This window comes from Rhizobacter sp., from assembly GCF_031412075.1.
GTDB lineage: Bacteria > Pseudomonadota > Gammaproteobacteria > Burkholderiales > Burkholderiaceae_C > Rhizobacter.
In genome coordinates, this window is record NZ_JANOCG010000351.1 from 1 (window position 1) to 11,522 (window position 11,522).

Genomic DNA, 11,522 nt, shown 5'->3' on the forward strand with positions numbered 1-11,522 from the left:
ACTCGACAAAGTCCTCTACACCGCCCACGCCACTTCCACCGGCGGCCGTGCCGGCACCACCGAATCGTCGGATGGCGCGCTCAAGGCCACGCTGTCCACCCCCAAGGAACTGGGCGGCGCCGGTGGCACTGGCACCAACCCCGAGCAGCTGTTTGCGGCCGGCTACTCGGCCTGCTTCATCGGCGCGATGAAGGCGGTCGCCGCCGGCCAGAAGATCGCTCTGCCGGCCGACGTGTCGATCACGGCCGACGTGGGCATCGGCCCCATCACCGGCGGCTTCGGCATCCAGGTGGCCATGGCCATCACCATCCCCGGTTTCGAGAAAGACAAGGCCGAAGCGCTGGTCGCGGCCGCCCACAAGGTGTGCCCGTACTCGAACGCCACCCGCGGCAACATCGACGTCACGCTGACGGTGGTTTAAGCAGCGTCAGCAGCAACTCGATCCGCGCCTTCACCGGCGTGAGATCGTCGGCCGACGGCAAGACGTCGTCGGCCCTTGCCAGCACCCTGCCGCCCAGGCAGCGGCTGCTGCGCAGCACCTTCACGCCATTCGATTGGGCGTCCAGCAAGGCAGCTTCCAGGTCGCGGTGCACCGTGCCGTTGCCCGTCGCCGCGACGACCAGGCCACGCACGCCATCCGCACGCAGCAAGCGCACCACGGCGCCATCGGCCCCGGCGTGGCTGTGCACGATCTCGACACGCGGCCACCCGGCGGCGTCAGTCGGCAGCAGCTCGCATCCCCATGCCACGCCCTTCGGCCTCGCGCGCGAGATGCGCACCTGCCCGTCCGCCACCACGCCCAACGCGCCGGCATCACCCGAGCTGAAGGCATCCACACGGTAGGTGTGGGTCTTGCGCAAATCGTGCGCGGAGTGGATCTGACCATCCAGCACCGCGACCACACCTTGCACCCCCACATGGCCGGCCACACGCACAGCGTCGAGCAGGTTCTTCGGGCCGTCGGCCTGCAGCGAGGTGGCGGGGCGCATCGCGGCCGTCATCACCAGGGCCTTGGCCGGCTCGAGCACACGCTGCAAAAAGTAGGCGGTTTCTTCCAGCGTGTCGGTGCCGTGGGTGACAACCACACCGCCCACCTCGTCACGCCCCAAATGGTGCGCGGCGCGCAGGGCCAGCGCGCGCCAGATGGCAAAGCCCATGTCCTTGCTGTCGACCTGCGCAACCTGCTCACATTCCAGCGGCACGCCGGCCAACGCCGGAATCGCCTTCACCAACTGCGCCACGCCGATCTGCGCGGCGGTGTAGCCGATGTTGTCACCCGCCACGGCCGAGGTGCCGGCGATGGTGCCGCCGGTGCCCAGCACCACGATGATGTTTTGCATTTTTTGAGAAGCTGGATGAAAATACAGCCACTGGATGGATGCTCAGCCCCGCTCGATCCACCCAGTGCCCACAAGGACTGCCATGCACGAAGCGCCCAAACTCACCGACCGACAGCAGCAGATTCTCGACCTGGTGCAAAGCGCCATCGAACGCACCGGCGCGCCACCCACACGGGCCGAGATCGCTGCCGAGCTGGGTTTCCGCTCCGCCAACGCCGCCGAAGAGCACCTGCAAGCGCTGGCCCGCAAAGGTGTCATCGAACTGGTGGGCGGCACCTCCCGCGGCATCCGTTTGAAGTCTGACACATTGCGTGCGCTCAACGAGAGCCGCGGCAAGCAGTTCAGCCTGCCCTTGCCCAGCCTGGCGCAGCTCACGCTGCCGCTGGTGGGCCGCGTGGCGGCCGGCAGCCCCATCCTCGCGCAAGAGCACATCGATCAAACCTACTTGATGGAAGCCAGCATGTTCCCGCGCCGGCCCGACTACCTGCTCAAGGTCAAGGGCATGAGCATGCGCGACGCTGGCATCATGGACGGCGACCTGCTCGCCGTGCAAAAAGCCAAAGACGCGAAAAACGGCCAGATCGTCGTGGCCCGGTTGGGCGACGAGGTCACCGTCAAGCGCTTCAAGCGCACCCGCACCAGCATCGAGCTGCTGCCCGAGAACCCCGACTTCGAACCCATCGTCATCCCCTTTGGCGACGTCGACTTCGAGCTCGAAGGCATTGCCGTCGGCTTGATTCGCAACAACATGATGATGTGAGCGCGTGATGGCAGCGATCAAATCTCCCAAAGCCCACAGCGCCGATGAATGCCAGGCGCTAGAGCAACTGCCCAACATCGGCCCCGCGCTGGCTCAAGACCTGCGCACGATCGGCATCGACCATCCCAGGCAGCTGCGCGGCAAAGACGCCTTCGTGCTGTACCAGACCTTGTGCGCCGTCACCGGCCAGCGTCACGACCCTTGTGTGCTCGACACCTTTATGGCCGCCACCGACTTCATGGGCGGCGCCGCCCCCGCGCCGTGGTGGAACTACACCGCGCAGCGCAAGGCCTTGTTCGGGCAGGTTTGAGGATCACTCCATGACGACCATTCACGCCACCGGCAGCTTCGAAGTCAAGCTCCTGCCCCAGCCTCTCGCAGATGCGGAGTCCGGCCTGGGCCGCATGTCGATCGACAAGGTCTTCAGCGGCGACCTGCAAGGCACGAGCACGGGCGAAATGCTCACCGCCCTCACGGCCGTGAAGGGCTCGGCCGGCTATGTGGCCGTCGAGCGTGTCACGGGCACGCTGCAGGGGCGAAGCGGCAGCTTCATGTTGCAGCACCTGGGCACGATGACGCGCGGGGCGCCCGCGCTCACCGTGCTGGTGGTGCCCGACTCGGGCACCGATGAGTTGACCGGCATCGCCGGCAGCCTGTCGATCGACATCACCGACGGCAAGCACCTCTACACTTTGGACTACACGCTGCCTGCAGGTACCTGAGCCGCGACTCGGGCAGCAGCGGGGATACGAGCGCCGACTGGTGTTCGATGAGCCTCAAGCGGACGACCACAGTGCGTTGACAAAGGAGGACTGGCTTTTATGCGAGTTTTAGCAATACTGCTTGCCTCGGCCGGGTTGGCCATCCTTGTTTCCGGGTGCTCGACACTCGACATGCCCATATCGACGGACACCGCTTCTCGCATCAAACGCGTCTCCGTGGTTTCTCTGACGGGCGACTCATTCATCATCCAGCACACGGGCTTTACCGTGTTTGGAAACAAGCGGGAGCAGAAGGACATTGCTCCCTGGGGACTCGATTCGCACTACGAAGCACAGGCAACCAAAGCGCTCAACGCATTGGGGGGCGTTGCGGTAGTCCAGGTCAACCGCGAAGGCACGGATCTTTCCAGATTGATCGCGGGCCGCGCCAAGGGCGCGGAGTATCCAAACTGGGCCTCCATCGGCAAGAGCGTCCAGGCGCTTTGCTCGGTAAATTCGCTCGACGCCGTGTTTCTGGTTGAAGGCGGGTCGCCTGCGGTCTATTCGCAAATCACCAAGCCCACCCGGCTTGTGCGGCCCCTTCAAATCTCGCTCATCGACTGCGTGACCGGACGACCCCTTGCGGTTCAGCAAGTCGGTCGCCCGACGACTACCCAATGGGGAGGCACGTTCAGGGCACCCTTGATCGACGAGTTGCCCCCGTCCTTGTCTCCGCGAGAGGGCTGGAGCGCCGAGGTGAGCGAAGAGATCCGGAAGCGACTTGTCGACATGCCCGCCCCGGCATGGCAGGCGACCATCACCGCCATGCTTCCCAAGAAGCAGTGATCGTTACTTCAGCGGCTTGAGCACCAGGGTGCGCTTGGCCTCACCGCCCCACACCGGCACGTCTTTCACCTCGCGCCAGCGGTCGACAAAGCTGCTGTAGAGCGGCGAAAACACGATGCCCGATTGCCCGCTCGAATGCATGAAGCGCGACTTCGACGGGTCGCCCAAGTCGTAAAGCGCGCGAAACGACGGGCCGTGCTCATCCAGATAGAACTCACCGGTGGTGGGGTCGGGCCGCAGGGTCACGCGCGAGACGTTGACCGTGTAGGTGTCGCCCCCCACCGGCGTGCGCAGCTCAAACCACTTGCTGAGCAGCTTCACGCGGCTGAAGGGGCGGTGCTCCGAGCGGGCCTGGTGCGCCCTGCCCCATTGCCACTTCGCCACGTCGGCGCCCTGGGCGGCCTGCAGCTCGTCGAGTGCGCGGGTGAAGGCGGTGTTGATCTGCTCGTCGCAGGTCTCGGCGGTGGGAGTGGCCTTGTTGTCGCACCACCAGGCGTCGTTGCGCTCCAGCACGCCTTCGAGCCCCTCACGGAAGCTGCGGCTGCCGATGATCTGACGCTCGTACAAGGCGTCGCCGATGTCGTCGCGAAAAACGCCTTGGGTGAGCTGCCGAGCCCAGGCCCAGGCGATCAGCGGTGCCGCCTTGTCGGCCGCCATCACCCCGTCGAAGGCTGCCAGTTCACGCTGCGCTGCCGCCGCCAGCGGGTGCGCGGAGCTGGCCTTGCGCAGCACCGGCATCAGCTTCATCGTGCCGGCCGAGTACAGGTCGCTCTGGATGGCACGCAGGCTCTCCAGGTTGTGCTTCGGCCTTGCCGCCAGCAGCTGCTCGATGCGCTGCTGCCGGTACGGCGCCGCCCATTCGCTGGTGATGAAGTGCGGGTAGTCGACCGGGTGGATGCGCTGGTTGGCGGTGGCGATCCAGCCGCGCGGCGGGTCGGTTTCGCGCGGGGTCCAGGTGGGCTCCAACACGCCGGCCCAGTCGTAGCGCGCATCCCAACCAGGTGCGGGTACCAGGCCCTTCAAGTCGTTTTCGGGTTTGCGCACCGGCACCCGGCCGGCGGAGACCATGCCGATGTGGCCCTGGTCGTCGGCCACCACCATGTTTTGCATCGGCGCCAGGTGCTTGCCCGAAGCGGCCAGAAACTCGGCCACGCTGCGGCTGCTGTTGAAGGCGAGTGCGGCATCGACGGTGCCGGAGTCCACGTCGAGTGCCGTCCAGCGCATGGCCAGGGCATAGGCCGGTTGTGTGGCGGGGCCGGTGACGCCCTCGGTGGCCACCGCGCCAGCGTCAGAGATGACCGGGCCGTGGCGCGTGCTGCGCGCCACCAGGCTCACGTCGGGCTTGCCCTTGACCTTGATGACTTCGGTGACGCTGGCAAAAGAGGCCCAGCCCTCGGGCGTCTGGTACTGGGTCGCATCGTCGGGCTTGATGCGCTCGATGTAGAGGTCTTGCACATCGGGCGCGGTGTTGGTGAAACCCCAGGCCACATGTTCGTTCTGTCCCAGCACCACGAACGGCAGGCCGGGCATGGTGGCGCCGGCCACCTTGAAGCCGGGGGCTTCCATGCGGGCGAGGTACCACAGCGCCGGTGCGGTGAGTTTCAGGTGCGGGTCGTTGGCCAGCAGCGGCTTGCCACTCTCGGTGTGCGAGCCGTGCACCACCCAGTTGTTGGAGCCCACCCCTTCCACCCCCGACTCGGGCGCGGCGTTGAGCGCCTGCTGGCCCAGCGTGGCACTCAGCTTGAGTCCGCGAAACAGCGCGGCGTAGTCGGCCGTGGGCAGCGGTTTTTCGCCGGGGTATGGCGGCAACAACTCGTTGATGCGCTCGACCGGCATCTTCAGCGCCATGCGCAGGCGCAGCAGCTCGGCCGACCAGTTGGCGCCCAGGTCCCAGGCCATCATCGTGGCCCAGGCCATGCTGTCTTCCGGCATCCAGGGTTCGACGACGGTGCCCGTCAGCATGAACTCGGGCGGGCGCGCGCTCATCTCGTTTTGCACGTAGGCGTTGATGCCGGCGGCGTAGGCGGTGAGTGCGGCGCGAGTTTCGGCGCTGGCCTGCTCCCACTGCGCGGTGGCGGCGCGGCGCACGCCGAGGGCACGCAGGAACTTGTCGGTCTCGAGTGCCGACTCGCCAAACGATTCAGCCAGGCGGCCGGAGCCGATGCGCTTGTGGGTCTCCAATTGCCACAGCCTGTCTTGCGCGTGCACGTAACCCAGGCCGAACATGGCGTCGTCGCGCGAGGCGGCCTTGATGGTGGGGATGCCATCGGCATCACGCTCGATGCGGATTTCGCCGCGCAGCCCCTGCAGCGGCATGGTGCCGCTGGTCATCGGCAGCACACGCCGGCTGTAGATCCACGACGCAGCGGCCACCACGAGCACCACCAGCACCAGCGCCCATGCGCCGCGACGAAGCCATTTCATGCGCAAGTCCTGCCCCTGTTCAGACAGGGTGAGCGTAACCGTTGGCATGCTGGCGGCGCATCCGGGTTGCCCGCAGAAGGCGCTGAACTGCTGGGCAAGAAGGCTTCTGTTCGCGCTTTGGGCGAGCTGCGCCGCTGCCGACAATTGCTTACATGAACACCGCCCACGCCGAACTGAGCTTCCACCGCGCCGCCGACCTGCATGCTTTTGGCCTGCCGGAAGACCGCCTGGCCCGCGTGGCGGCCCGCCGCGCTTTTGTCGAGATGAAGACCTGCTTCATGCACGCCGCGGCCGAGATCGAAGGCGCCACCGGCGCGCTCTTGCAACGCAAGGTGCGCCTGGCCGGTGAAGTGATCGAACTCTGGCGCATTCGCCATGCGGTGCTCGCAGCGCTGCCGCGCCACAAGGCCAGCACCGAGACGCACCGCCAGGAGTTGATTCAGCAGATCGAAAGCGCCTTCCCTGAAGGCGGTGGCAACACGGCCTTCGTGCCGCTGTAGCAAGCCCTTCGACAAGCTCAGGGCGAACGGTGGCGTGCTAACGGCCGCCCACGGCCAGCTTCACACCCAGCACCACGAACATCGCGCCCGCCGCGCGCTGAAGCCACAGCCCCAGCCTGCCGGCCCGCGCATTGCCCGCCCAGCGCTCACGCGCCGTGCCCGCAAGCCACGCCATCACCAGCGTGACCAGGGTGCCGTTGACGGTGAACACCAGGCCCAGCAGAGCAAACGCCAGCGCCTGGTGCGCGCTGTGCGGCGTGATGAATTGCGGCAAGAAGGCCAGGAAGAAAAGCGCCACCTTCGGGTTGAGCGCATTGGTCAGCACGCCGCGCCAGAACACACGCTGTGGGTCAAGCACCGCCGGGGCCGACACGCCACCACGCGAGCGCAGCATGCCCAGCCCCATCCAGACCAGGTAGCCCGCCCCGACCCACTTGACCACGGTGAAGGCCAGCTCGGACGTCGCCAACAAGGCCGACAGGCCCATCGCGGCGAGTGCCACATGAAACAGGCAACCCGCCCCAATGCCCAGGGCCGCCAGCATGCCGGCGCGGCGCCCGCCAGCGGCCGCGTTGCCCGCCACATAAAGCAGGTCGGCCCCCGGTGTCAGGTTGAGCAGCAACCCCGCCACCACGAAGAGCGGCAGGTCGTGGATGCCCAGCGTGGCCAGCACCTCAGGTGAGACCCAGGAAGTCGCTCTTGCCCAGCTCGACGCCGTTGTGGCGCAGCAGCGCATAGGCTGTGGTCACGTGGAAGTAGAAGTTGGGCAGCGCGTAGTGGTTGAGGTAGAACTCGCCCTTCATCGCAACGGCACCGTCACGGCGCGGCACCGAGATGTCTTTGTCGTCGGAGCCCGCAATCTGCGCTTCGGGCACCGACTGGATGAAGGCCAGCGTCGAGGCGATACGCTCTTTCAGTTGTGCCAGGGTGGCTTCGTTGTCTTCATGCTTGGGGGCCTCGACACCGGCCAGGCGGGCGATGCAGAACTTGGCGCCGTCGCAGGCAATCTGGATCTGCTTGCTGAAGGGCAGCATGTCGGGCGCCAGGCGGGCGGCGAGGTAGACGGCGCCGTCGAACTTCTTGGCCTGTGCGTGGGCCTCGGCCTTGTCGATCCATTTGACGAGGCTGCCGAGCTTGCGAACAAACACCGGCACGCTGGCCGAATACATGGTGTTGGACATGGGGTCTCCGCGTTTTTGAGAGCACAGATGCTACTTCGAAGCGGGCACAATGACCCGTCACCCCCAGCAGTGCCCACACTGATGAACATCATCATCCTCGACGACTACCAAGACGCTGTGCGCAAGCTCAAGTGCGCCGCGCGGCTGGAGCACTTGAACGCCAAGGTCTTCACCAACACCGTCAAGGGCATCGGCCAGCTTTCGGTGCGGCTGCGTGATGCCGAGGTGCTGGTGCTCATCCGCGAGCGCACCCACTTCCCGCGCCAGCTGCTGGAAAAGCTGCCCAAGCTCAAGCTGCTGGCGCAGACCGGCAAGGTCGGCTCACACATCGACGTGGAGACCTGCACCCGCCTGGGCATCGCCGTGGCCGAGGGCGTGGGCTCGCCGGTGGCCCCGGCCGAGCTGACCTGGGCGCTGATCATGGCGGCCATGCGCCGCCTGCCGCAGTACGTGGGCAACCTCAAGCACGGGGCGTGGCAGCAATCGGGGCTGAAGGCGGCATCGATGCCGGCCAACTTCGGTGTCGGCATGGTGCTCAAGGGCAAGACGCTGGGGCTATGGGGCTTCGGGCGCATCGGCGAGCTGGTGGCCGGCTACGGCCGGGCCTTCGGCATGAACGTGATCGTGTGGGGCAGCGAAACCTCGCGCGAACGTGCCCGCGCCGCCGGCTACACGATTGCCGAATCACGCGAATCGTTCTTCGAAACCAGCGATGTGCTGAGCCTGCACCTGCGGCTGGCCGACGCCACCCGCGGCGTGGTCAAGTTCGACGACCTGGCGCGCATGAAGCCGACCTCGCTGCTGGTCAACACCTCGCGCGCCGAGCTGATCGAAGAAGGCGCGCTGGTCTCGGCGCTCAACCGCGGCCACCCGGGCATGGCGGCGGTCGACGTGTTCGAGACCGAGCCCATCCTGCAAGGCCACCCGCTGCTGCGCCTGGAAAACGCCGTCTGCACACCGCACATCGGCTATGTGGAGCAAGACAGCTACGAGCTCTACTTCGGCGCGGCGTTCGACAACGTCATCAACTTCGTGAACGGCAACCCCACCGGCATCGTCAACCCTGCAGCGCTCAAGGTGCTGCGCGGGTGAGCACGGAGACGCTGAGCACCCATCAACTGCTCGCTCGTGCCAGGTGGGCACTGATGTTCGGCAACTTCGCCATCGGCTGCGGCGTGATGGTGGTGGCGGGCTCGCTCAATGACCTGATCCGCTCGCTGGGAGTCAGCGTGGCGTTGGGCGGGCAGCTGATCTCGGTATCGGCGGTGCTGATGTGCTTCGGCGCCCCGGTGCTGGCTGCGCTGGTGGGCGGCTGGGACCGCCGCCGTCTGCTCACGCTGTCGCTCGTGTGGTTTGCGGTCGGCCACGCGCTCAGCGCGGTGGCGCCCAACTACGCCGTGCTGCTGCCGCTGCGTGCGCTGTGTGTGATCGCCGCCGCGGTCTACACACCCCAAGCCGCGGCGGCCATCGGTTTCGTCGCGCCGCCCGAAGAGCGTGGCCGCGCGATCATCTTCATCTTCCTAGGCTGGTCGGTGGCTTCGGTGGTGGGCATGCCGGTGCACAGCTTCATCGGCGAAGAGTTCGGCTGGCGTTGGGCCTTCGGCCTGGTGGCCGTGTTGTCGGCCGGTGCGGCGTGGTGGGTGTGGGCGGTGATGCCCGATGGCGTCAAGCCGCCGGCCATGCGCCTGGCCGCCTGGCGCGAGGTGTTGACCCACCCGGTGTTGATGGCGATCATCCTCGTCACCGCCTTGTCGGGCGCGGGCCAGTTCACGCTCTTCGCCTACATGGCGCCTTATTACCGGCAGGTCATCGGCGCCAACGCGGCCGAGACCAGCTTCATGTTCTTCTGGTTCGGCGCGTTCGGGCTGCTGGGCAACCTGCTGCTCTCGCGCTACATCGACCACGTGGGGGCCGCACGCATCGTGGCGTTGGCCTTGAGCGCCATGGCCGTCAGCCTGCTGCTGTGGCCACTGGCCACGAGCGTGGTGTTGATCGCGCTGGTGGCGGTGCCGTGGGGGCTGGGCGGCTTCGCGTCAAACTCTGCGCAGCAGGCCCGGCTGGGCCAGGCCGCACCCGAGCTCGCCACGGCCTTGATGGCCTTGAACACCTCGGCCATCTACCTCGGCCAGGCGATTGGCGCGGGCGGCGGGGGTGTGGTGGTCGCAGCCCATTCGGCGCTCGGCCACACCGGCAAGGAGCTTTACGGCAGCCTGCACTGGATCGGCCTCGGCTGGATGCTGCTCGCGCTGGTGGTGAGCGTGTGGGCACAGCGCCAGACGATGAAGCGCGGCGGGCGGGTCTGACGACGCTCAGGCGGCCAGCGCATCGTCGAGCATGGCCGGCAAGTCGGCCAGATCGTGTTTCACTTGCGCCGAGAGATCTTCAGGCAGGTCGCGCAAAGCGCCCTGGTGCAAGAAGACCTCGGTGCCACCATGAACCCCTCGCCGGAGCACCACACTCAGCAGCAGGTCGGGTTGGGCGTCGGGGGTTTCCATCTGCACCGGCGTGCCACCTTGTGACGACTCCAGCACGATGATGTAGCGCGACTCGCCCGTGATCGCATCGACATGCTGCGGCAGACACGCCAGCACATGCATGCCGTGCCGCTGGGCACTCTTTTCGATGCGCTGCACGATGTCAGACACGTCGTAAGGGCTCACGCGGGTGAGCGTCAAACGCTCTTCACCGGCGAAGCTGCGGCCACCATTTGCAGCCGCGACCATGATGGCAACTCCACTGGTCATCCAGAAGCGAAACGGGTTCTTCATCAGAAAGCTCCTTTGCGCTGGAGGGCAGACCATAAGGCCCGAGAGGGGCGAGGGTCAAGGCATTTGCAGGCTCGGAAAAGTAACGCTGGCTATCGCGGCGCAGCAAGTTTTTGAGCCCCCAGCAATCGGCATCAAACCGAATCTCCGGTATGGATGTGTTGAGCGCTTGACCGAGACAATCCGTGGGGATTGCAGGGCTTAGCGGGTGCCGAAAATCTTGTCGCCCGCGTCGCCGAGGCCCGGAATGATGTATCCGACCTCGTTCAGGTGGCTGTCGATCGCGGCCGTCCAGCAGCGCACGTCGGGGTGAGCGTTCTGCAGAGCAGTCACGCCTTCCGGAGCGGCAACCAACACCAGCGCCCGCACGTCGGAGCAACCTCGGCTCTTGAGCAGGTCAACGGTGGCGATCATCGAGCCCGCCGTGGCGAGCATCGGGTCGACGATGAGCGCGGTGCGCTCGTCGAGGTGGCCGACGAACTTCTCGAAGTAGTGCTCGGGCTGCAGCGTCTCGTGGTTGCGGCTCAGGCCCACGATGCTGACCTTGGCGTTGGGGATCATGTCGAGCACACCATCGAGCATGCCCAGGCCCGCGCGCAGGATGGGCACGACCGTCACCTTCTTGCCGCGCACCTGTTCGATCTCGACCGGGCCGCTCCAGCATTCGATGCGTGTTTTCTCGAGCGGAAAGTCGGCCGTGGCTTCGTAAGCCAGCAAGCGGCCGAGCTCGTTGGTCAACTCACGAAACTGCTTGGTCGAGATGTCTTTCTCGCGCAGCAGGCCGATCTTGTGTTTGACGAGTGGGTGCTTGACTTCGATGACGGGCATGACGGCGACCCCTTGTTGATGTCTTGCTTGTCAGGCAACAACCGTGCCCTGTGATGCTTTCTTTTTGGACGCCCTTGATCTTTGTTCACCCGCCTCGCTGCCGCAAAGCTTCATACAGGCACACACCCGAGGCCACAGACACATTCAAGCTCTCAACCGCCCCCTTCATCGGCAAGC

At 66.1% G+C, this 11,522-nt stretch carries 14 protein-coding genes and 1 pseudogene; 8 read left to right on the forward strand and 7 right to left on the reverse strand.

What is annotated here, in order from left to right; genetic code table 11:
* Positions 1-421: Ohr family peroxiredoxin (locus RMO40_RS13040; protein WP_309721747.1), on the forward strand; the 421-nt coding region annotated here is incomplete at its 5' end.
* On the opposite strand, the gene RMO40_RS13045 is transcribed toward RMO40_RS13040, so the two are convergent.
* Positions 402-1,340, reverse strand: a complete 939-nt coding sequence (locus tag RMO40_RS13045) for an asparaginase domain-containing protein (RefSeq protein ID WP_309721749.1) — start codon at positions 1,338-1,340, stop codon at positions 402-404. The two genes, RMO40_RS13040 and RMO40_RS13045, sit on opposite strands and share 20 nt — an antisense overlap.
* A gap of 82 nt (positions 1,341-1,422) precedes the next feature.
* Here RMO40_RS13045 and lexA point away from each other — a divergent pair, with 82 nt between their 5' ends.
* The 4 genes from lexA to RMO40_RS13065 all read left to right on the forward strand — a co-directional run bounded on the left by lexA (position 1,423) and on the right by RMO40_RS13065 (position 3,647).
* A complete protein-coding gene (gene lexA / locus RMO40_RS13050; RefSeq protein WP_309721752.1) occupies positions 1,423-2,100 on the forward strand; it encodes a transcriptional repressor LexA in 678 nt (225 codons plus the stop codon).
* A gap of 7 nt (positions 2,101-2,107) precedes the next feature.
* Positions 2,108-2,410 carry a helix-hairpin-helix domain-containing protein gene (locus RMO40_RS13055; RefSeq protein WP_309721755.1) on the forward strand — a complete coding sequence of 101 codons (303 nt, stop codon included), beginning with the start codon at positions 2,108-2,110 and terminating at the stop codon, positions 2,408-2,410.
* A gap of 10 nt (positions 2,411-2,420) precedes the next feature.
* Positions 2,421-2,822 (forward strand): DUF3224 domain-containing protein, encoded by a 402-nt coding sequence (locus RMO40_RS13060; RefSeq protein ID WP_309721758.1) that lies wholly within the window; start codon positions 2,421-2,423, stop codon positions 2,820-2,822.
* Positions 2,823-2,957: 135 nt separating this feature from the next.
* Complete coding sequence (locus RMO40_RS13065) at positions 2,958-3,647, forward strand: hypothetical protein (protein WP_309721761.1); 690 nt, start codon at positions 2,958-2,960, stop codon at positions 3,645-3,647.
* A gap of 3 nt (positions 3,648-3,650) precedes the next feature.
* Here the strand turns inward: RMO40_RS13065 and RMO40_RS13070 are convergent, their stop codons facing one another.
* A complete protein-coding gene (locus tag RMO40_RS13070) occupies positions 3,651-6,071 on the reverse strand; it encodes a penicillin acylase family protein (RefSeq protein WP_309721765.1) in 2,421 nt (806 codons plus the stop codon).
* 152 nt (positions 6,072-6,223) lie between these two features.
* On the opposite strand from RMO40_RS13070, the gene RMO40_RS13075 reads away from it, so the two are divergent.
* The gene (locus RMO40_RS13075) at positions 6,224-6,571 is read left to right on the forward strand and encodes a hypothetical protein (protein WP_309721770.1); all 348 of its coding nucleotides are present in this window, start codon (positions 6,224-6,226) and stop codon (positions 6,569-6,571) included.
* A gap of 37 nt (positions 6,572-6,608) precedes the next feature.
* Here the strand turns inward: RMO40_RS13075 and RMO40_RS13080 are convergent, their stop codons facing one another.
* Both RMO40_RS13080 and RMO40_RS13085 read right to left on the reverse strand, forming a co-directional pair.
* Positions 6,609-7,244, reverse strand: a complete 636-nt coding sequence (locus RMO40_RS13080) for a LysE family transporter (protein ID WP_309721773.1) — start codon at positions 7,242-7,244, stop codon at positions 6,609-6,611.
* Position 7,245: 1 nt separating this feature from the next.
* Complete coding sequence (locus tag RMO40_RS13085; protein WP_309721776.1) at positions 7,246-7,752, reverse strand: DUF1993 family protein; 507 nt, start codon at positions 7,750-7,752, stop codon at positions 7,246-7,248.
* Positions 7,753-7,833: 81 nt separating this feature from the next.
* Here RMO40_RS13085 and RMO40_RS13090 point away from each other — a divergent pair, with 81 nt between their 5' ends.
* Entirely contained in the window at positions 7,834-8,844 is a 1,011-nt protein-coding gene (locus RMO40_RS13090; protein WP_309721778.1) for an NAD(P)-dependent oxidoreductase, read from the forward strand.
* A 53-nt stretch (positions 8,845-8,897) separates the two neighbouring features.
* Positions 8,898-10,055, forward strand: a complete 1,158-nt coding sequence (locus RMO40_RS13095) for an MFS transporter (protein WP_309721780.1) — start codon at positions 8,898-8,900, stop codon at positions 10,053-10,055.
* Positions 10,056-10,061: 6 nt separating this feature from the next.
* Here the strand turns inward: RMO40_RS13095 and RMO40_RS13100 are convergent, their stop codons facing one another.
* The 3 genes and pseudogenes from RMO40_RS13100 to RMO40_RS13110 all read right to left on the reverse strand — a co-directional run.
* The gene (locus RMO40_RS13100; RefSeq protein WP_309721783.1) at positions 10,062-10,520 is read right to left on the reverse strand and encodes a hypothetical protein; all 459 of its coding nucleotides are present in this window, start codon (positions 10,518-10,520) and stop codon (positions 10,062-10,064) included.
* A gap of 198 nt (positions 10,521-10,718) precedes the next feature.
* Positions 10,719-11,345: a uracil phosphoribosyltransferase gene (upp, locus tag RMO40_RS13105; protein ID WP_309721786.1), complete on the reverse strand. Its 627-nt coding sequence runs from the start codon at positions 11,343-11,345 to the stop codon at positions 10,719-10,721.
* A gap of 85 nt (positions 11,346-11,430) precedes the next feature.
* Positions 11,431-11,522, reverse strand: a pseudogene (locus RMO40_RS13110) (23S rRNA (guanosine(2251)-2'-O)-methyltransferase RlmB); the annotation flags it as partial.